Raw genomic sequence first — 19,064 nt, 5'->3', positions numbered from 1 at the left:
CGGGGCCTTTTTCTGTCCCCGGGCGTAAAATATGGGCACAGATACCAACCGGCCAATGCATCACTGCTTGACCCGAGCAAGGGAAAGGGGGTGGGAATTGTGGCAAAGGCGATACAGCGCTTCATGATGAAGACCGACAAGCTGCGGTTCTTCTTTGGACCAGCCACCCGCGGTGATCCAACAGTCCCCGTTGTTCACAAGCACGACGACTTTGAGGCTGCTTCCGAAGAGGACCTGGCCCATTTCGAGGTAGAGACAGACTCCGAGGGACACCACTACGCAGTCCGCAAGGAAGACATCACGTAGACCGTTGCGGCGCAAGGCCGGAGCTGCAACCCCTTTGCAGCCCATCAACGGCACAAAAGGAACGGCACCGCGGGTTCCCCGCGGTGCCGTTCCTTTTGTGGTGTTCTTTTATTGCGCTGGTCCTGGGACCCGGGCGGGCCTGCCTTAGCGGCCGGTGCCGCCGTACACAGTTGCTTCGTCTTCGCTGTCCAGGTCAAAAGCCTTGTGGATGGCCCGGACTGCATCATCCAGCAGGTCGGCGTGCGTCACCACGGAGATGCGGATTTCCGACGTCGAGATCATGTTGATGTTGATGCCGGCATCGGAAAGCGCCTTGAAGAACGTGGCCGAGACGCCGGGGTGGGAGCGCATGCCGGCGCCGATCAGCGAAAGCTTGCCGATCTGTTCGTTGTACTCGATGCTTTCGAAGCCGATTTCCGGCTGGGCCGCACGGAGGGCGGCGAGGGCGTCGGCACCTTCCACGATGGGGAGCGTGAAGGAAATGTCCGTCCGGCCCGTGCCATGCGTGGAGACGTTCTGAACGATCATGTCGATGTTGGAGTGTGCATCGGCGATCACCTGGAAGATCGCGGCGGCCTTGCCCGGGATGTCCGGGACGCCCACCACAGTGACCTTGGCTTCGGAACGGTCGTGTGCAACGCCGGAGATGATTGGCTGCTCCAAGGCAACTCCCTCTTGAGTCTTGATCTTGTCGTCGGCTCCGGGCATGACCCAGGTGCCTTCGTTCTGGCTGAATGACGAACGAACGTGCAAAGGCACGCCGAATCGCCGCGCGTATTCCACGCAACGCAGGTGCAGGATCTTGGCGCCGGAAGCTGCCAGCTCCAGCATTTCTTCGCTGGAGATGCGGTCGATCTTCTGGGCGGAGGGCACAACGCGGGGATCCGCCGTGTAGATGCCGTCCACGTCCGTGTAGATCTCGCAGACATCGGCGTCCAAGGCGGCGGCGAGGGCCACCGCGGTGGTATCGGATCCGCCGCGTCCCAGGGTGGTGATCTCGTTGGTGGTGCGGCTCATTCCCTGGAAACCAGCCACGATGGCGATGTGCCCCTTGTCCAGGGCGGTGCGGATCCGGTGGGGGTCGACGTCGATGATGCGCGCCTTGCCGTGGATGCCGTCGGTGATCATGCCGGCCTGCGAGCCCGTGAACGACTGGGCAGAGGCACCGAGCTTGTTGATGGCCATGGCCACCAGGGCCATGGAAATGCGCTCACCGGCGGAGAGGAGCATGTCCATTTCACGCGCGGGGGCAGCGTCGGTGACCTGGGCGGCAAGGTCCAGCAATTCGTCCGTGGTGTCACCCATGGCGGAGACCACCACGACGACTTCGTTGCCGGCCGTTTGTGCATCGACGACGCGCTTGGCAACCCGTTTGATGCCGTCCGCGTCGGAAACTGATGAGCCGCCGAACTTTTGCACGATGAGCTGTTTGGTGCGGGCAGTAGCGACAGGCAGCACGCCGGGCTGGTTCTCGGTTTTCACTTCGGTAGTGGGCATACTCATGCGCGCACCCTCACTGCATCAAATCGGGGTTCCGGGGCCAAGCAACCAAAAACGGCGCGACGGCGTAACTGATGTGCCCAGTTTATCGCCGGGAACAGCGCCGCGCTGAATTGTGACCGCATGGTGGCCCCCCGTTAGTCATCTTCGACAAGGGGCCACGCCGTGCGGTCCAGACGGTAGCGCCACGAGGCCAGCCCCTTGCCATGGGTGTCCTGGGCGGCGGTGAAATAGTGATCCTGGACGAAGCCGAGACCTTCCAGGAGGCGCCGCGAAGCGGTGTTCGGTTCGTAGACGCCAGCGTAGATGGCGTTCGTTCCGCGCTCGGTGAAGAGCCAGCGGACCAGTGCCCCGGCGGCTTCGCTGCCGTACCCCTTGCCGTGGTGGTTCGGGTGGAGGAGGTAGCCAAGGCTGGCAAAGTCCGCCGGAATGCCGCCCGGCAGCGGCGGCTCGGCCGTGTTCCATGTGCGGGCATCGCCGATCACGGCGCCGCTCGAGCGGAGGACTACCGCCCAGGCGTAGTGGAACCAAGCGGCCGTGGAGCGTTCTGCGCGGACCAGCAGTTCAGCGAGGAGCCGGTCCGTTTGCCCCGCCGTCAGGGGTTGGTGCGACAAATAGCGGACTGCTTCGGGATGGCCCCGGAATCCTCGGAGGGCGGCTGCGTCGGCTTGCGCCACGAGGCGCAGTTCCAGGCGTTCAGTGACGATGGAGGCAATCGATTCCATGGTGTGCCGTCGCTGTCGGGATCAGCTCAGGGCGTTGCGGCGGCCCTCGAAGGCGCGCCCCAGGGTGACCTCATCCGCGTACTCCAAATCTCCGCCCACCGGCAGGCCGGAAGCCAGCCGGGTGACGGTGATGCCGATCGACTTCAGCATCCTGGCCAGGTAGGTGGCGGTAGCCTCGCCCTCAAGGTTGGGGTCCGTGGCGATGATGATTTCCTGGATGGCGCCGTCGTTCAGCCGGGTGAGGAGTTCCCTGATGCGCAGCTGCTCCGGGCCGACTCCGGCGATGGGGTTAATCGCGCCCCCGAGGACGTGGTAGCGGCCTCGGAAGGAACGGGTTCGCTCGACTGCCAGGACGTCCTTGGACTCCTCCACAACGCAGATGACCGAGGGATCCCGGCGCGTATCGCGGCAGATGTTGCACAATTCCTGCTCGGTGACGTTGCCGCACACCGTGCAGAACTTCACTCGTTCCTTCACCGTGGTGATGGCCTCGACGAGCCGCTTCATGTCCTGCGGGTCCGCCTCGAGGATATGGAAAGCCAGCCGCTGGGCGGACTTGGGCCCCACCCCGGGAAGGCGGCCCAGTTCGTCGATCAGCTCTTGAACTGCACCTTCGTACACAATGTCCTCGTTCGTTTGACTCGTTTGTTTGAAGGATGCCCGTACATCCCGCGGGGAAGGCTAGAAGCGGGGGGCGATCGGGCTGCCGTCCAAGGACCGTTCCTCCACCAGTTTTCCGCCCAGAATACGCTCGACGGCGGCGCGTCCAAACACGCTCGATTCCTCGATCGTTTCGTCGTCCGGGCTGGGTGTGTCCTGGACATAGGTCTTGACCGCCTCGGCCTGTCGCGCAGGGGCCTTGGCCCTGCCGGCTTCGGCCTCGGGGCTGTTGGACAGCCGCTGGTACAGGCTCTGCTTCACCGCGCCGGGCGCGGTTGCAGGGGCCTGGGCCGTTTGGGCGGGAGCGGACGCGAAAGACGCCGGTGCAGTTGCGGACGCGACGTTCCGGACATCCGGGCCGGCCATCGCTGTCGACGGGTCAGTGGCCGTGGCGGGAACATACTGCGCGGACGTTGCCCAGCCTGCGCCGGGTGCACTGTTCGCACCAGCCAGTGCACCCACCGGCTGCCGGATTTCGGCCGGGCGCGGGGAGCCGTCCGGTTGGTGGGCGGAGGCTTCGTCAGGCGTCCCGCCGGGCCGGGGGAGCTGGGCCGCCGCCGGCTCGTACTGGGGCGCCTGAGGTTCTGGAACCACAGGAATGCCGGCGCGGTCCGGGTCTTCCACGGACTTGCCAACGTTCGACTCGGCACCTACGGTCCAGACGCCCGGAGCCTCTTCCTTGGCACGGGACCATGGATCGTCGTTGGAGAGCTCGCCCGCAGCACGTGAAGAGTCGGCGGAAGTCGACCTCCCGGAAGGCTGTTCGCGGGAGATCCTACTATCCGCGCGTGCACGTTCCGGTGCGCCGGGAGAGGTCCTGCCGGACTGGACCGGCCCTGATTGGACCGGCCCTGATTGGATCGGCCCTGACTGCGCCGAACCTGACTGCGCCGGAGCGGACGGAGCCCAGTCCATGGGCGGCTCCTCGTCCAGCGGGGGAGCATCTTCGTCCAGGGGCGGGCCCCAGTCATCGTCGGGGTAGCTGTAGGAACCGGACGCGTCATCTTGCGGCCGCTGTGCCGGGCGGACCTTCGCGGGCTCAAGCTCGTTGGCCTCGTTGGCAGCGTTGGCAATGTTTGTGGCCTTGAGCGCGTCGGCAGGGCCGGCAGGGTCGGCGGCACGGAGCGGAGAGGTGTCCGCGACCTGACGGCCGGCAGGCGTGGCGGCCGGGCGCTGAGCCGCAGGGCTCACCGCGGGGCCTGCGGCCGGCGCAGCGGTTGCGGGGGCAAGACCCCAGGCAACGTCAGCGGACGTCGCCGGAGGTTCCTGGCTAGCGGGTGCTTTTGGGTTTGGCTCAGAGCTCGCTGAGCTGCTGGCGCCGCCGGACACTGCATTGATCTGGCAGTCGATCCCCACGGTTTTGTGGATTGCCTGGCGAAGATTTTCCGAATGGTCTGCCCGGCCGAAGGCACCGGCCAGTCCGGACGTGGTGAAGGCCAAGGTGAGCACCTGACCGTCGAACTGGCTCACCTGGGCGTTGGGCTCCACAAGGGCCCAGGTGCTGCGCTTGATTTTGCTCAGGGTCTGCAGGACATCAGGCCAGGCACGGCGCAGGACCTCGACGTCGCCGGCGGGGCCGTGGGCCGCAGGGTTGCCGGCCGCCGCCGTCTGGGCCGCTTCGGACTTCAGGGGTGTGCGCTCAGCCGCAACCGGTTCAGCCGGTGTTGGCGTTGCGGGCGCGGAAGCCGCGGCAGGTGCAGGCGGGACCTGCTGAGCCGCGGAACGGGAGGGCGCCTGGCTTGCCGTGCCCCGATTCGCCGCGGAGGGCTCGTCAACGGGCCAGTCGGTGGTGGAAAGCCGCGGCGGAGTGATGGATTCGCGCGCGGGCGCTTCGCTTCGTCCTGCGGCGGCTTCGACCGCGGGGACGGGTGCCTGAACCGGCGCTGCCTGAACCGGCGCGGACTGAACCGGCGCTGCCTGAACCGGCGGTGCCTGAACCGGAGGTGCCTGTACCGGTGCCGCCGGAGCGGGTTCGGGTGCGGCGGCGGGCGGGGGGGAAACAGCGGGGCCAGCGGAAGCCGCCGGGGCAGGCACAGGTGCGGCCGGCGGGGTCGGTGCTGAAGCAGCGGCGGGAGCGCCGACGTCGTTCCCACCGTAGTTCAGGCGCCGCTCCACGCGGTCGATCCGGGCGGCGATGCCGCGTTCGGTCTGCTCGGAATTGGGGAGGAGGATGCGGGCGCACAGCAGCTCAAGGTGAAGCCGCGGCGACGTCGCCCCGGTCATCTCGGTGAGTGCAGTGTTGGTGACGTCTGCCGCCCGGGACAGCTCGGCTGCGCCCAGGTTGTGGGCCTGGTTCTTCAGCCGGGCTATCTGGTCAGCCGGCATGCCGCGCAGGATCGACTGGGCGCTCTCCGGCATGGCCTGGACGATGATGAGGTCGCGGAAGCGCTCCAGCAGATCCTCCACGAAGCGGCGCGGATCGTGGCCGGTCTGGATGACGCGGTCCACAGCACGGAAGACAGTGGCTGCATCCGAGGCTGCCACCGCTTCAACGACGTCATCCAGAAGGGATGCGTGGGTGTAGCCCAGCAGTGCGACAGCGAGTTCATAGTCCAGTCCCGCGGGGCCGGCGCCGGCCATCAACTGGTCCAGGACTGACAGTGAATCCCGGACGGAACCGCCGCCGGCGCGGATCACCAGGGACAGCACTCCCGGCGCCACGGGAACGTTTTCCTGGTTGCAGAGCAGCTCAAGATAGGCCATGAGGGGCTCGGGCGGGACCAGCCGGAACGGGTAGTGGTGGGTCCGCGAACGGATGGTGCCGATCACCTTGTCCGGCTCCGTGGTGGCAAAGATGAACTTGATGTGTTCCGGCGGCTCTTCCACGATCTTGAGCAGGGCGTTGAAGCCTGCCGAAGTGACCATGTGGGCTTCGTCGATGATGAAGATCTTGTACCGGTCCCGGACAGGAGCGTACGTGGCGCGTTCGCGAAGGTCTCGGGCGTCGTCCACGCCGCCGTGACTCGCAGCATCGATCTCGATCACGTCAAGGGAACCGGAGCCGCCGCGCGCAAGCTCGATGCAGCTGGGGCACGTGCCGCAGGGGGTGTCCGTGGGGCCCTCGGCACAGTTCAGGCAACGGGCCAGGATGCGGGCCGAGGTGGTCTTGCCGCAGCCGCGCGGACCGGAAAACAGGTAGGCGTGATTGACGCGGTTCTTGCGCAGCGCCGTCATCAGCGGCTCCGTGACGTGTTCCTGCCCGATAACGTCAGCAAAGGAGTCTGGACGGTATCTGCGATAAAGGGCGGTTGTAACACTCACAGAGAAAACCCTACCAATCCGGGCTGACAGTTTGCCGCCCTGTGGGGGAATAGTAAAGACCCCCCATGCACCCGCCAGAGCCCATTTACCCTTGCTACCTTCCGGTCCTGGGGGAGTTCAACAGGATGACGCCACATGAGGGGCCGTCAATGAGTTTACCCGATGATTTGGTGTGCCCCGAATCGGCTCCTGGCGGCCCGTTTCAGCCCGCTCCGGTTACCTCCCCGGGCCATTCTGGGCTGTCGAGAATGGGTGCCCGTTGACCGCCCAGCTCATCAGTGCGGGCTCCTCGTAGGGGTGGGCCAGACGCAGGGCAGCCACGACGGCGTCGAGCACGTCTTCGTCAACAACGCATTCGATCCTTATTTCCGGAACCTGTTCGCTGTGGCCCTCCGAACCGATAAACGGCCGGGACCCGGCGAGCGGAGTGAACCGGCCGGTGCCAGGGGCGGTGAACGCGCAGTGCGAATAATTCCCGATCCGCCCGGCGCCCGCATCGCCCACGGCTGCCAGGACAGCCTCCGCGTGGTCTGCGGGAACGTAGGTCACCAGGGCATGCAGTTGCGTCATCCGCCCATCTTCTCAGTAGCTGCGGAAGGGCAGTGACAAATGGCTAACGCCACAAGTCGATAACGGTCGGCCGATAATGCGGTAGGAACCCTTGCTTATCATCGGCACAAAGCGGACGATGGATATGTACACCGATTGGGGCAATCTCAACTTGAACTCAAGGTTGTGAGCTGCAGGGCCTGGCGCGAGGGCCGGACCCGGCAGCTCAACGGTGTTCCGGAAGAGTGGGCGCATTGGGGGCGTCCATTTTTGCGTTAATGGCGCTTTCGGGCAGTGGGATTGCCCTTGCAGTGCACGGGTGTGGGCGGCCGCTGAACTCGCAGCCGTCACGTTCAATCCGGCCCAATTGGGTGATGCCGAAAAGTTCAGGTATTCTAGTATCTGCTTTTGATTCAGAAGCTACTGGAGAATTCGCCTAGCGGCCTATGGCGCACGCCTGGAACGCGTGTTGGGTTAACGCCCTCGGGGGTTCAAATCCCCCATTCTCCGCGTATTGGCCCCGGTCCTTGGACCGGGGCCTTTTTGCGTTCCGGACCTTGGCGGCACATCCGTTCCGCACCTAGGCGGCAAATCCCAGCCGACGAAGCCGCCGTCGTGCGGCCTGCTCGCTCGGTCCCATCCTGCCGCCGGGACGGACCCCGCCCAGGGCCACCCCGACGACGGCGAGCGTCACTTTGGTGCCAAACCTCACCGGAAGCGGGAAGGGGCCCAGCCGAGGCGCCCGGAGTCCCAGCATGTCCCGGTATTTCGGTTCGAGGCTTGAAACCGCGGCGGCAAACAGCATCTTGTATCCGGGCCGCAGTGATGGGTGAAGCGGGGGATTGCGGATGAAGGCCACAATTTCGGCCACCCTTTCATCGGAACGGAGGTCGCCGGCGCGGTACCAGCTGTCCAGCTGCTCCCGCATTTCCGCCTCACTGAGGGGCGGCGAATCCACGCCCATCAGCCGTCCCGCGTGCGCCCACTCCCGAACGTAGGCATCCGGGCCGCCGGGGATGGGCCGGCCCCAGATCTTGTGTGCCGAGAGAAACGCGTCAGTGAACGCGATGTGTACCCACCGGAGCAGCTCGGGGTCGTTGGCCGCGTAGCTCCTGGCGATGCCGTGGGCGTCCACGTAGTCTCCCCGCACCGATTCGTGCAGCCGCAGGACGAAGCCGGATGCTTCATGCGCGGCGGACGTGGAGCCATAGGACACGGTGAAGATCCAGCGGATTGTTCCAGCCAGCCGCCCCAGCGGATCTTCGCGGAACCGTGAATGGTCCTGGACGCCGGCAAGGGCGCCCGGATGGAGGGCCTGCATCAGGAGGGCGCGGATTCCCGCCACAATGGTGGTCATGGAGCCGTGGACCGCCCAGACGGCGGACCCCGGAAGGTGATAACCGGCGTCGTCACCCTCTTCCAGCCGGGGAACCCAGCCCGGCACTGCCCCCCGTGTACCGGTGAATGTTTGCCTGAGCTCGGCCTGCCACTCCCTGAGGACATTGCGCATGGTCCATTCTTGCGCATTCGGGTCCAAATATTCGTCCGGGGTCAGCTCCGGAGGAGCCCAAAGAACCCCCGGCGCCTGTGAATCAGCTGGGAATTCCGGCCGGAAATGGCGGAATCCCGCGGTAGCGTTCTGACGGTCCCGATGCTGGGGGTTCACAGACGGGAGGGGGCTGTGTTCCCATAGGAATCGTAAGTCCGTCGAGATTGGGGTCTGGCGGGCCTATCGCAGGAGTCAGCACGTGGGAAATCACTGGGGATATGGACACGACGAACATCCCGGCAGGCCTTGCCTCGTCGCTGCACGGATACTTGGCGTCTGCGCTGTTTCAACGTTTGGCGTGATTGCCCTTGGCCTCCAGGGCCCCGCCTCACCGCCGTCGGCAGCAGTTGGTGCAACCTCGCAACAGGCCCCGATGGGCGGTGCAGGAAATGCGCCCTGGTGGCCGGATGCCTTTATGAAACCGCTGGGTATTGCACCGGCGGCCATTAGCGCCAATATCAATGCTCTGGTTTCGTACAGCCGCAGCGATATCCGGACCATATCCAAAAGCGGCCACCGCGAACTGAACGTTGCCTCCGACGAAGCGCGGCGGCCACCCGCCGGCTCGCTGATGGCCCCCTTGGAAGTGCTGACGGAAACCTCAGGCTTCGGCCTCCGGGTCAGCCCTTTGACGGCTACTGCGGGTGAGTTCCACTGGGGGCAGGACTTCGCGGCTGCCTGTGGCACCCGGGTCTACGCGGCCGACGCCGGCGTGGTCAGGGCCGTTGGCTGGCACCCCTGGGGCGGTGGCAACCGCGTGGAGATCGACCACGGCAACGGGCTGATCACCACCTACAACCACCTGGAGGGAATTGCCGTCAAGAAGGGCGACTCCGTCCAAGTGGGCGAGGTCATCGCGAAAGTGGGCACCACAGGATCATCCACAGGGTGCCACCTGCATTTCGAGACCATCCTCAACGGCGTCCATGCGAACCCGTTGGACTGGACGCTCCTGCCCACTAAGCAAGTGGATGAGCTCGGGAACATAGACATGATCAGTTACGTCCCCGGGGCCGGCGCCCCTGCGGGAGATCCCACCTGGGCCATTCCCGTCTCGGCAAGCAATTCGCACGCGGTGGAGGGCGGGGACGCGGAAGCACCCGTTCCGGGGTCGCCTTCGGCGTCGGCCACGGCGACGCCTTCCACCTCGGCGACGCCTTCGCCTTCGCCTTCGCCTTCGCCATCGGCGAGTGCGGCGGCGACGACGACTACGTCGGCCGCTCCGGCGACGTCGGGAAGCCCGACGGCGACCACTACGCCGCCACCCACGGGCACCTCAACGGCAACGCCGTCGACCACTCCTTCACCGACTGAAACGCCGTGGCCAACCCAGACAGAGCCGTCCACTGCGACGGCGACTCCGACGGAGACCGTGCCGACGGCGCCCCCGGCCGAGCCCACGTACACGCCGACAGCCGAGCCCACAGCCGAGCCGACAGCCGAGCCCACGCTCATCCCCACAGCTGAACCCACGCTCACTCAAACAGCCGGGCCCGAGCCGACAGCCACGGTTGAACCGTCACCAACCGAGACAGCCACCCCCACTCCCTGACAGCATCTCCCTTCACCGGCTGGAAGCCGGCCGCCGAACTCACCCCGGGCACCAACCCATACACTTGGCCGTTGTCAACGAATAGCAGCCATGACCAGTTTCTTAAGGAAGCCCACCGTGAATTCGATCCACTCCATTCCGCTGACCCTCAACGACGGCACGAAAACTGATTTTGGCCGCTTCAAGGGAAGCGTGGTGTTGGTGGTCAACGTGGCCTCCCAATGTGGTTTCACGCCGCAGTACGCCGGCCTGGAACTGCTGTACGGGAAGTTCCGGGACCGCGGATTCGAGGTCCTGGGCGTCCCGTGCAACCAGTTCGCCGGGCAGGAGCCGGGCAACGACGCTGAAATTGCCGAGTTTTGCGAACGCAACTTCGGTGTCACCTTCCCGCTGACCGCGAAGGCAGACGTGCGCGGTAAGGACCAGCACCCGCTGTACACCGAGCTCACCCGGTTTAAGGCCGGACTCCTTCCCGGCCTCGTGAAGTGGAACTTTGAAAAGTTCCTGGTAAACCGCGACGGCGTGGTGGTGGCACGCTTCGCTCCCACGGTAGAGCCTGACTCACCTGAGGTCATCGCCGCCATTGAAGATGCACTGGCATGACGGGCTCCCGCCGGAGCAATCTGTTCCGGCCGCTAGGGCCCAACGGCCCCTGTTCCTAAGTATGCTTACCGCCTAGACTGGCCGGACCCTCCAATCTGTCAGCACGGCCGCGGCTTCCCGGCGGCGGCACAGCGGACGGCGCGGCCGGTCAATACCTGCCTGGGAGGGCGCATCAGTACTTCGTGAATCACACGGGGCATCCTTGCGGGTGACCGTGAAACCAGGAGGAAAGAGATGACAGGGAACAAAGCCGTTGCCTACAAGGGGCCTGGCAAAGTCGAACTGATCGACATTGACTATCCCAGCTTCGAACTCAAGGACGGGCCGGGCGTCAACCCCGCCAACGTGGGCCGTTCAGTACGTCATGGCGTCATCCTCAAGACCGTCGCCACCAACATCTGCGGCTCCGACCAGCACATGGTTCGCGGCCGGACCACCGCACCTCCGGACCTCGTGCTGGGCCACGAAATCACCGGTGAAGTGGTGGAAGTAGGACCCGACGTCGAATTCATCAAGGTGGGGGACGTCTGCTCCGTTCCCTTCAACATCGCCTGCGGCCGCTGCCGGAACTGCAAGGAACGCAAGACCGGCATCTGCCTCAACGTCAACCCGGACCGGCCGGGAAGCGCCTACGGCTACGTCGACATGGGCGGCTGGGTGGGCGGCCAGGCCAACTACGTCCTGGTGCCCTATGCGGACTGGAACCTGCTGAAATTCCCGGACAAGGACCGGGCCATGGAAAAGATCCTCGACCTGGCCATGCTTTCGGACATCTTCCCCACGGGATTCCATGGGGCTGTGAGCGCCGGCGTCGGGGTCGGCTCCACCGTCTACATTGCCGGGGCCGGCCCGGTTGGCCTGGCAGCGGCAACAAGCGCCCACCTACTCGGTGCCGCCGTCGTGATCGTGGGCGACCTGAACGAGGGTCGTTTGGCGCAGGCGCGCAGCTTCGGCTGCGAAACCATTGACCTGTCCGAGGGCGGGCCCGCCGAGCAGATCGAACAGATCCTGGGTGTCCCGGAAGTCGACTGCGGCGTCGACGCGGTCGGCTTCGAAGCCAGGGGCCACGGCCACGACGCCAAGGAGGCTCCGGCCACGGTGCTCAACTCGCTGATGGAACTCACCGCGGCGGGCGGCGCGCTGGGCATCCCAGGGCTCTACGTCACGGGAGACCCGGGCGGTATTGACGAGGCTGCCAAAAAGGGCGCGCTGTCCCTCAGCCTGGGAACGGGCTGGGCCAAGTCGCTGAGCTTCACCACGGGCCAGTGTCCCGTCATGAAGTACAACCGCCAGTTGATGATGGCGATCCTGCACGACAAGGTGCATATCGCCAAGAACGTTAACGCCAAGGCAATCACCCTGGAGGATGCGCCCAAGGGCTACGCCGAGTTCGACGCCGGCGCCGCCACGAAGTATGTCCTGAACCCGAACGGCTACCTAAGCTAAGCCGTCAAGGACCGAGTAACCACGTGCCGGCGGACGCATTCTGAGCACGGAGTGTGTCCGCCGGACTACTTGTTTTTCCCATATTTTCAAACATGCCTACTGGAGTTTGCACATTGTTGGCCGAATGTCTGATTGGATAGACCTTACTGAGAGGGACACTGGAAGCACCGGCTTCCAACCAACCACGAAGGCAGTAATGGAGCTCATCGAGGCCGAACACCCGCGGCCGCGTCATTTTCTTCTCCACCTGAGCGACCCCCACCTGTTGGGAGGTCCGGATCATCTTTATGGCGCAGTAGACAGCGAAGCCCGCCTGAAACAACTGTTTGAGGAAGTCAAAGCCTCAGGGGCCCGTCCGGAAGCCGTGATTTTCACCGGCGATCTTGCTGACCAGGGCGAGGCCGAGGCGTATGCGAAACTCCGGGCCATCGTTGAGCCCGCGTGCAAGGCAATGAACGCTCAGGTCATCTGGGCCATGGGAAACCACGATGACCGTGAGAATTTCCGGACCGGGCTGCTTGACCAGACCGGCAACGACGCGCCGGTGGACCACAGCTACTTCATCAACGGACTCCGGGTGATCACCCTGGATACGTCAGTGCCGGGATTCCACCACGGCGAACTGAGCCAGGCGCAGCTCGACTGGCTTGCCGAGGAGCTCTCCACTCCCGCTCCGGACGGCACCATCCTGGCCCTGCATCATCCTCCGGTGCCGTCGGTGCTGGACCTTGCCGTCCTCGTGGAGCTCCGGGACCAGCCGGCCCTCGCTGCAGTGCTCCGCAACTCGGATGTCCGCACCATCCTGGCCGGGCACCTGCATTACTCCACCACTGCCACCTTCGCCGGCATTCCGGTATCGGTGGCCTCCGCCACCTGCTACACCCAGGACCTGAACGTCCCTGTGGGCGGCACCCGGCCGCGCGACGGCGGACAGGCTTTCAACCTGGTGCACGTGTACGAACACACGATCGTGCATTCCGTGGTGCCGATCGGCAGCGCGGCGGCAGTGGGCGAAGTGGTCAGTGCGGCCGAAACCCAGCGCCGGCTGGCCGCGGCCGGCATCCGGATCCCGCGGCAGGCGAAACATGGCAACCCGCCGACGCAGACCATCCCGATGATCCGCGCGGGCCGCTGACCCGTACTGCTTTTCGCCCTACTTTTCCCAGGGCGCTTTGATGGGGTAGTACTTTTCCAGGAAGTCCGTCACCAGCTCGGCGCGCTCCTCGGCCTCCACTTCGGGGAAGCTGCCGTCATTTAGGCAGAAGAAGTCCATGTTGCGCTTGGCCAGGAGCTTGGGCAGGTAATTGAGGCCGGACCGCATGGTGGTGTCGATGTACCTCACCTTTGCTGCCGTCTGGGTCACCGCCCGTCCGGTCAACAGGGCGTAATAGTGGTAGAACGAATTCGTCACGGAGATGTTGTCTGCCGCCCGGAACCGGCTGGCGGCGGTTTTGGCGAACTCCTGCGGGAATTCCTTCTCCATGGTGGCCACCACGCTGCGCCGCAACGGAGCTGCGGTGTGCTCCAGGTGCCGGGTGGTGATACGGCCGAACCGGTCCCACAAGAGCTTACGGTTCACCCTGGCGGCATTTTCGAAACCGCTTCGCTCGGCGTCGTTGTCGCCCAGGCCGATGCGGGTTTCCGCTTCGATGAACTTGGTGACGCCGCCCGGGGTGAAGAACATGTCCGGGCCCACGGCGCGGCCGAAGAACATGTCGTCGTTGGAGTACAGGAAGTGCTCAGAGAGCCCTTCGATGTGGTGCAGCTGGCATTCGACCGCCTGCGAGTTGTGGGTCGGGAGCACTGACGGATCCGCGAAGAACTCCTCGCTGCGCACAATGGTCACCGAGGGGTGGTCAGCCAGCCACTCGGGTGTGGGTGAGTCTGTTGCGATGAAAATGCGCCGCACCCACGGCGCGAACATGTACACCGAGCGCAGGGCATACTTCAGTTCGTTGATCTGGCGGAAGCGGGCCTCGTGGTCATCGCCTTCGCCCACCACAACGCCGGCCATCCGCGCGCGCCGTGCCGCGATGTACTCCGGCGAGCTGCCGTCCACCCAGGAAAACACCATGTCAATATCGAAACTGATGTCGCTGGCATGGTCCGCGAACATGTTCTCGATGGTGGGCCAGGTGTGGCCGTACCGCTCCACAGTGCCACGCTTGGCGTCGCTGGTGAGCATGGTGCGGCGGGTGAGCGAGTTTTCGATCGGCAGGATCAACTGGTTGCCTTCGAAGCTCCACAGCTCGATCTGCACGCCGGCCGACGAGCCGAAGTCGAAGCCGCCGTCCGGTTCCACGCGCGGGCGGTAGAGCCGGAAAATCCGGGCCTGGCGGTTGGGGGAGAGCTCGCCGTCGGCAACCAGGACGGAGGACTTCTTCTTGGCATCCACGGTCATGGAGTAAACGGGCTCGTCGCGGCACGCCTCAACGAGCGCGTTGCGGAGCTTCTTCCGGTTCTCCCAGTCCAGCGCGATAACGGGCCGGTGGTTGTTGCCGCGGACCAGCAGGTAGTCCAGGCCCGCGTTGGCGAGGACGCCGCGGATGAACAGCAGGTCCTCCACCATGGCCTGGTACGGAGTGCGGGTGGAATTGATCAGCGCATAGCGCCCCCGGTGGCGGACCACGTCGGGACGGTTTTTCAGCCGCGCGACAGCGGCCGGCGACGTTACCTCGGCGTGGCTCCTGCCGTCGTCGGACGGCTGGCCGCCGTAGTAGATCTCATCCTGTACCAGTGCGTCTGTAATGGTGTTTCTCCGAGCTTTTGTTTATAGAGGTCCTACCTGCATGATAACCCGCCTAAAAAAACTCGACTAATCCGGACTTAGCCGGCCAGGGCGTCCCGCCAGCTGCGCAGGAAAGCCCCGCCGGCGTCGTCGTGGATCACGTCTTCGGCGAGCCCCAGATCGGCGGCTGTCAGGATCGTGTACGGCTTGACGGGCACTCCGTCCGCGGGGCGGACGTCCACGTGTTTCACGGCGTGGTCGTTGTGGTGCAGCCAGTCGGCCATGGCGTAATCGGTGCGTGAATCGCCCACGGTGCGCCACGCGAGGGGCCGGATGCCCTGCGCTGCAAGCATTTCGACGGCGCGGCTGGCCCCCAGGTCTTTGCCCAGGCGAACAGACTCGATGTCCGTGGAAATGATGGTGGGATCGACACGGTAGTCCACCTGGTCGTCTGAATCGGGTGCGTGGTGGTCCAGCCGGACCACGCCCAGGCCGTGACGGGCCATCAGTTCCATGGCGTCGGCGTCGAACAGTTTCTGTTCTTCGAGGTAGTCCTTGCTGGCCACCTCGATATGCTGCTCCACGGAGACCATGGCACGCTTGGTTTCGTCGTAGAACATGTGTTTCGCGTAGTCCTCGGAGACCAGCCGGCGGACGTCATCGCCATAGGCGCGGGGGACGGCGAGTTCGTGGTCCACATGGACGGGACCGGGTCCGGCAGCCGTGTAGCTGAACCAGACGGCACCTTTTTCGCAGATGGCGTGGATGATGGTTCCGGCGGGCATGCCGGCAGCGATCATCGGCTCCATCACCTGTTCGCGGATGAATGCGTCCGAGCGGCCCGTATTGAAGATGACGGGAATGCCCGCGGTGGCCAGCGCCACCATGTCCGCGATGATCTCCGGCTTGACGTTGCGGGTGACGGGACTCGCCACCGGACCGTCGACGTCGAGCAGGAGGGCAAGGGGAGGGGCCGACGACGACGCGGCCGCCTGGTTTTCGGGTGCAGTCATGGCTCCATTCTCTCAGTCCGGGACGGGCCGGTGCAGAATGTTGCCTTGAGGGTTGCTGCCGGTCAATGGTCACTGTTTGGCTACAACCTTGGAACTGTGCGCGGTCATTCGTTCCCTTGGGCGGGCAACGTCTTTAGGCTTGCAGGGTGATATTCAAAGCTGTGGGCGAGGGCCGCCCTTACCCCGACCATGGTTACAACACTCCCAAGGAGTGGGCCGCCCTTCCTCCGCGCCCCGTCAGGCTCGATGAGCTGGTGACCACCAAGCGCACCCTCGACCTCGAGGCCCTCCTCGCCGAGGACTCCACGTTCTTCGGTGACCTCTTTCCCCACGTTGTGCAATACCGGGGAACCCTGTACCTCGAGGACGGCCTGCACCGTGCCGTCCGGACCGCACTGCATCAGCGCACCGCCATCCACGCCCGTGTGCTGGTGATAGATGGCTAGGAAACCCAAGGACATCACTGTCCTGCACGGCCACCGCGTGGTCTCGGGGCAGGAACTCAGGGCCACTTTCGTTGAGCATGACGACACCGAAGAAAACCCTGTCCGGCTGCGCCGGCGGATCCTGCACGGGGTGGTGCTGGTCCTGCTGGTGGGGCTGATCATCTCCGCGATCTTCGTAGCGCTGGCCATCATCAACGGACAGATCAAGATTCCGACGGCGGAGCGGAGCCGGTCTGCCGTCTCGGCGTGTCCCGCAACAACGTTTGACTACACACCGAACGACAAGGTCAGCCTCAACGTCTACAACGCCACCAACCGGCCCGGCCTGGCGCGGTCCGTGGCCGACGAGTTCCTGGCCAGGAAATTCGCGGTGGCCGTGGTGGACAACACCCAGTCCGGTTACCGGGGTGTGGCCGCAGTGGTTTCCGGTGCCGCGGGCCAGTCGGCCGCCTTCAGTGTCCAGCGGAACCTGCCAAAGTCGGACTACTTCCAGGATGGCCGTTCGGACGGCAGCGTGGATGTGATCCTCACCGGAGAATTCAAGGCACTGACTGCGCCGGACCTCGTGGACCAGACGCCCGGCCAGCTCAGCTGCCCGCGGGAGAGCCGCCGGATCGTCGACAGCTCCAAGTGGCCGGTGATTCCGAAAGCGGGCTGAGCCGGGGATGTTGACCAGACGTGCTCAGCCGGGGATGCTGGAGCCGCCAGGCTGAGTCCAGCTACGGCGTGGCAAGCCTGACGGGACGGCCGTCGTCGTCGAACCGTGCCCCCGCGCCCAGCTGGATGAACCGGACGGTGCGGAGCACTGCTTCCGGCGTGCCGTCGCCGCGGGCGGCGCTGGAGGACAGCGTGCCGTGGATGAGCTGGGCCAGCTGGGTGATGTCCGCCTCGGGAAGGTAGCCCTGCGCCATCGCGTCACGCAGGATGTCCTGCAGGAGGAGGCTGAGTTCGCCCACGTGGTCCGCGAGCTTCGAAAAGGACGTGGGCGAAAGCACGGCGGCCATGGCCGGACCGGGCGGCAGGTGGCGGCGGCTCAGGTCCTCCACCTGGGTCCGGACGTACAGTGCCAGGCGCTCCACCGGGTTCTCCAGGGACTGCAGCGACTCCCGCAGGCCGTCGAGGAAGCGCTCGGTTTCGTCCAGCGCGTAGGCGATCAGCAGTTCTTCGATGTCCGCGTAGTAGTTGTACACGGCGGTGCGTCCGATGCCGGCATGGCGGGCAACATCCGTCATGGTGAGCCCGGGCAGTCCGTGGGTGAAGAGGAGCTCTCCGAAGCCGGTCAGGATGCGGCGTTGGGTCTCGGCTCGTTGGGCAGCATTCGTGGCGGCCGAAATCCTAGGCATACAGACACTTTACAGTGATCTGTCAGCAAACTGCGGCCGCCGGCGCCGGGGGTTAGACGGCGCAGCCGTCGGGGCCGCAGGCTTCCGCGCCGCCGTCGCTGACTTTGCTGCCCGGAGCGCCGGCGCCCGCCATGACCAGGGGCTGCTTTTCCTGCCACGCCTGGTTGAGTGCCTGGCTGAACATCGCTGACGGCTGGGCGCCGGACAGGCCGTACTTGCGGTCGATCACGAAGAACGGCACGCCGCTGATGCCCAGGGCGCGGCCTTCCTCGAAGTCGGACCGGACGTCGTCCGCGTACTTGTCGGTGGTGAACAGCTCGTCCAGTTCGCCGGCGTCGATCTCCAGGTCCTGGCCCAGGGACGTGAGGTACTCGCGGCTGCCGATGTCCTTGCCGTGCTCGAAGTGGTCGCTCAGCAGGCGCTCTTTGGCGGCATCCTGCTTGCCGTGGGCGGCAGCCAGGTGGATCAACCGGTGGGCCGTGAAACTGTTGGCAACCACGACGGCGTCAAACCGGTAGTTGAGGCCCTCGCCCTTGGCCTGTTCCGCCACATGTTCGAACATCTGGGAGACCTGTGCCGGTGCAATGCCTTTACGAGTGCTGAGGTACTCCAGTTCGGTACCGTCGTAGTGCCCGGGCAGGGTGGGGTCCAGCTGGTAGCTGCGCCATTGCACCTCCACGGACTCGCGGTGCGGGAACTCGGCCAGGGCGGCTTCGAAACGGCGCTTGCCGATGTAGCACCAGGGGCACGCGACGTCGGACCAGATCTCAATCTTCATGCTGGCGACAACCGCTTGCTTACCGGGTCCATTCCCCGGCGGGCATGTCGCGTTCGTCACTGGGCACACCTGGGACTGCCCGCTCCATCACGAAGTCGTGCTCCACCGTGGCTCCCAGGTTGAACGATTTGGTGCCGACTTTCCGGATGCCGGATTTTTCGTAGAAGCGGATGGCCTTGGCGTTCTGGCTGTTGACGCCAAGCCACATGCCGCGGGCACCGGATGCTGCGGCCTCGCCCAGGCTCGCGTGCATCAGTTCGGCCGCGGCACCGAGCCCGTGATGGTCGGGGTGGACGTAGCACTTGCTGAGCTCCGCCGACGGCAGGATGGTCAGTGCGGCGGCAGCGTCCGGGTCAGCGGCCGGACGGTCCACGAGCATGCTGTAGCCGCGGAGGTCGCCGTCGGCATCGATTACCAGGACAGTGATGCCGGGATCCGCCAGATAGCTCCGGAAGTTCGCGTCGCTGAGCGTGTTCGCAAGGTGCGCCGCGATATCGGCGGGGGAGGACTGCGGCGGGCAGGCCAGCGGAAAGGTGACGGCGGCGAGTGCAGCCAGCCGGCCGGCGTCGTCCGCTGTTGCTTTGCGGATGGTGTGCGTCATGCCC

The 19,064-nt window shown here is 65.2% G+C and carries 18 protein-coding genes, 1 tRNA gene, 1 other RNA gene and 1 pseudogene; 8 read left to right on the top strand and 13 right to left on the bottom strand.

All coding sequences use genetic code 11. The features are described from left to right. Window positions 1-123 precede the first annotated feature (123 nt). Window positions 124-306: a hypothetical protein gene (locus ASF98_RS10110; RefSeq protein ID WP_156372364.1), complete on the top strand. Its 183-nt coding sequence runs from the start codon at window positions 124-126 to the stop codon at window positions 304-306. A gap of 144 nt (window positions 307-450) precedes the next feature. Here the strand turns inward: ASF98_RS10110 and ASF98_RS10105 are convergent, their stop codons facing one another. The 6 genes from ASF98_RS10105 to ASF98_RS10085 form a co-directional block, all read right to left on the bottom strand. Further along, a complete protein-coding gene (locus ASF98_RS10105) occupies window positions 451-1,809 on the bottom strand; it encodes an aspartate kinase (protein ID WP_055801034.1) in 1,359 nt (452 codons plus the stop codon). A 134-nt stretch (window positions 1,810-1,943) separates the two neighbouring features. Further along, a complete protein-coding gene (locus ASF98_RS10100; protein WP_055801031.1) occupies window positions 1,944-2,531 on the bottom strand; it encodes a GNAT family N-acetyltransferase in 588 nt (195 codons plus the stop codon). 21 nt (window positions 2,532-2,552) lie between these two features. Further along, a complete protein-coding gene (recR, locus tag ASF98_RS10095) occupies window positions 2,553-3,152 on the bottom strand; it encodes a recombination mediator RecR (RefSeq protein ID WP_055801029.1) in 600 nt (199 codons plus the stop codon). 60 nt (window positions 3,153-3,212) lie between these two features. After that, window positions 3,213-6,452 (bottom strand): DNA polymerase III subunit gamma and tau, encoded by a 3,240-nt coding sequence (locus tag ASF98_RS10090; RefSeq protein ID WP_082506788.1) that lies wholly within the window; start codon window positions 6,450-6,452, stop codon window positions 3,213-3,215. A 51-nt stretch (window positions 6,453-6,503) separates the two neighbouring features. Then, an RNA gene (gene ffs / locus ASF98_RS23700) (signal recognition particle sRNA small type) lies at window positions 6,504-6,600 on the bottom strand. A 68-nt stretch (window positions 6,601-6,668) separates the two neighbouring features. After that, window positions 6,669-7,022, bottom strand: coding sequence for a hypothetical protein (locus ASF98_RS10085; RefSeq protein WP_055801023.1), 354 nt, complete (start codon window positions 7,020-7,022; stop codon window positions 6,669-6,671). A 404-nt stretch (window positions 7,023-7,426) separates the two neighbouring features. Here ASF98_RS10085 and ASF98_RS10080 point away from each other — a divergent pair. Next, window positions 7,427-7,511: transfer RNA gene (locus ASF98_RS10080), tRNA-Ser, on the top strand. A gap of 70 nt (window positions 7,512-7,581) precedes the next feature. Here the strand turns inward: ASF98_RS10080 and ASF98_RS10075 are convergent. Next, window positions 7,582-8,511 carry an oxygenase MpaB family protein gene (locus ASF98_RS10075; protein ID WP_055801019.1) on the bottom strand — a complete coding sequence of 310 codons (930 nt, stop codon included), beginning with the start codon at window positions 8,509-8,511 and terminating at the stop codon, window positions 7,582-7,584. Between the two features lie 412 nt (window positions 8,512-8,923). On the opposite strand from ASF98_RS10075, the pseudogene ASF98_RS25070 reads away from it, so the two are divergent. Continuing rightward, window positions 8,924-9,475 (top strand): annotated as a pseudogene (locus tag ASF98_RS25070) (M23 family metallopeptidase); the annotation flags it as partial. A gap of 74 nt (window positions 9,476-9,549) precedes the next feature. On the opposite strand, the gene ASF98_RS24765 reads toward ASF98_RS25070, so the two are convergent. Further along, a complete protein-coding gene (locus ASF98_RS24765) occupies window positions 9,550-10,029 on the bottom strand; it encodes a hypothetical protein (protein ID WP_235505883.1) in 480 nt (159 codons plus the stop codon). A 190-nt stretch (window positions 10,030-10,219) separates the two neighbouring features. On the opposite strand from ASF98_RS24765, the gene ASF98_RS10065 reads away from it, so the two are divergent. From ASF98_RS10065 to ASF98_RS10055, 3 genes are all read left to right on the top strand, one after another. Beyond that, complete coding sequence (locus ASF98_RS10065; RefSeq protein WP_055801014.1) at window positions 10,220-10,705, top strand: glutathione peroxidase; 486 nt, start codon at window positions 10,220-10,222, stop codon at window positions 10,703-10,705. Between the two features lie 234 nt (window positions 10,706-10,939). Next, a complete protein-coding gene (gene fdhA, locus ASF98_RS10060) occupies window positions 10,940-12,151 on the top strand; it encodes a formaldehyde dehydrogenase, glutathione-independent (RefSeq protein ID WP_055801011.1) in 1,212 nt (403 codons plus the stop codon). A 196-nt stretch (window positions 12,152-12,347) separates the two neighbouring features. Further along, window positions 12,348-13,286 carry a phosphodiesterase gene (locus ASF98_RS10055; protein ID WP_055801009.1) on the top strand — a complete coding sequence of 313 codons (939 nt, stop codon included), beginning with the start codon at window positions 12,348-12,350 and terminating at the stop codon, window positions 13,284-13,286. Window positions 13,287-13,304: 18 nt separating this feature from the next. On the opposite strand, the gene ASF98_RS10050 is transcribed toward ASF98_RS10055, so the two are convergent. Together ASF98_RS10050 and ASF98_RS10045 are read right to left on the bottom strand one after the other, a co-directional pair. After that, window positions 13,305-14,780 carry a stealth family protein gene (locus ASF98_RS10050; protein ID WP_235505764.1) on the bottom strand — a complete coding sequence of 492 codons (1,476 nt, stop codon included), beginning with the start codon at window positions 14,778-14,780 and terminating at the stop codon, window positions 13,305-13,307. A gap of 197 nt (window positions 14,781-14,977) precedes the next feature. Then, complete coding sequence (locus ASF98_RS10045) at window positions 14,978-15,892, bottom strand: hypothetical protein (RefSeq protein WP_055801005.1); 915 nt, start codon at window positions 15,890-15,892, stop codon at window positions 14,978-14,980. 146 nt (window positions 15,893-16,038) lie between these two features. On the opposite strand from ASF98_RS10045, the gene ASF98_RS10040 reads away from it, so the two are divergent. Further along, entirely contained in the window at window positions 16,039-16,338 is a 300-nt protein-coding gene (locus ASF98_RS10040) for a type II toxin-antitoxin system VapB family antitoxin (protein WP_028272925.1), read from the top strand. Beyond that, entirely contained in the window at window positions 16,331-16,996 is a 666-nt protein-coding gene (locus ASF98_RS10035) for a LytR C-terminal domain-containing protein (protein ID WP_082506786.1), read from the top strand. Before ASF98_RS10040 ends, ASF98_RS10035 begins: the two co-directional genes overlap by 8 nt. Window positions 16,997-17,057: 61 nt before the next feature. Here the strand turns inward: ASF98_RS10035 and ASF98_RS10030 are convergent, their stop codons facing one another. Genes ASF98_RS10030 through ASF98_RS10020 form a run of 3 tightly spaced genes read right to left on the bottom strand, consistent with a single transcriptional unit; the run spans window position 17,058 to window position 19,060 of the window. Further along, entirely contained in the window at window positions 17,058-17,681 is a 624-nt protein-coding gene (locus ASF98_RS10030; protein ID WP_055801003.1) for a TetR/AcrR family transcriptional regulator, read from the bottom strand. Window positions 17,682-17,733: 52 nt separating this feature from the next. Continuing rightward, the gene (locus tag ASF98_RS10025; RefSeq protein WP_055801000.1) at window positions 17,734-18,459 is read right to left on the bottom strand and encodes a DsbA family oxidoreductase; all 726 of its coding nucleotides are present in this window, start codon (window positions 18,457-18,459) and stop codon (window positions 17,734-17,736) included. Window positions 18,460-18,478: 19 nt separating this feature from the next. Continuing rightward, complete coding sequence (locus tag ASF98_RS10020) at window positions 18,479-19,060, bottom strand: GNAT family N-acetyltransferase (protein ID WP_055800997.1); 582 nt, start codon at window positions 19,058-19,060, stop codon at window positions 18,479-18,481. Between the last annotated feature and the right edge of the window lie 4 nt (window positions 19,061-19,064).

It is taken from the genome of Arthrobacter sp. Leaf337, assembly GCF_001423745.1.
In the GTDB taxonomy this organism is placed as follows: domain Bacteria; phylum Actinomycetota; class Actinomycetes; order Actinomycetales; family Micrococcaceae; genus Arthrobacter.
The sequence above is the reverse complement of the archived record's forward strand: the minus strand, read 5'-3'. Positions and strand labels throughout refer to the sequence as shown.

Coding starts and splice junctions, on each gene's coding strand:
- ASF98_RS10110 (WP_156372364.1), top strand. CDS start 124: ATGATGAAGACCGACAAGCTGCGGTTCTTCTTTGGACCAGCCACCCGC.
- ASF98_RS10105 (WP_055801034.1), bottom strand. CDS start 1,809: ATGAGTATGCCCACTACCGAAGTGAAAACCGAGAACCAGCCCGGCGTG.
- ASF98_RS10100 (WP_055801031.1), bottom strand. CDS start 2,531: ATGGAATCGATTGCCTCCATCGTCACTGAACGCCTGGAACTGCGCCTC.
- ASF98_RS10085 (WP_055801023.1), bottom strand. CDS start 7,022: ATGACGCAACTGCATGCCCTGGTGACCTACGTTCCCGCAGACCACGCG.
- ASF98_RS10075 (WP_055801019.1), bottom strand. CDS start 8,511: ATGCGCAATGTCCTCAGGGAGTGGCAGGCCGAGCTCAGGCAAACATTC.
- fdhA (WP_055801011.1), top strand. CDS start 10,940: ATGACAGGGAACAAAGCCGTTGCCTACAAGGGGCCTGGCAAAGTCGAA.
- ASF98_RS10055 (WP_055801009.1), top strand. CDS start 12,348: ATGGAGCTCATCGAGGCCGAACACCCGCGGCCGCGTCATTTTCTTCTC.
- ASF98_RS10045 (WP_055801005.1), bottom strand. CDS start 15,892: ATGACTGCACCCGAAAACCAGGCGGCCGCGTCGTCGTCGGCCCCTCCC.
- ASF98_RS10035 (WP_082506786.1), top strand. CDS start 16,331: ATGGCTAGGAAACCCAAGGACATCACTGTCCTGCACGGCCACCGCGTG.
- ASF98_RS10030 (WP_055801003.1), bottom strand. CDS start 17,681: ATGCCTAGGATTTCGGCCGCCACGAATGCTGCCCAACGAGCCGAGACC.
- ASF98_RS10025 (WP_055801000.1), bottom strand. CDS start 18,459: ATGAAGATTGAGATCTGGTCCGACGTCGCGTGCCCCTGGTGCTACATC.
- ASF98_RS10020 (WP_055800997.1), bottom strand. CDS start 19,060: ATGACGCACACCATCCGCAAAGCAACAGCGGACGACGCCGGCCGGCTG.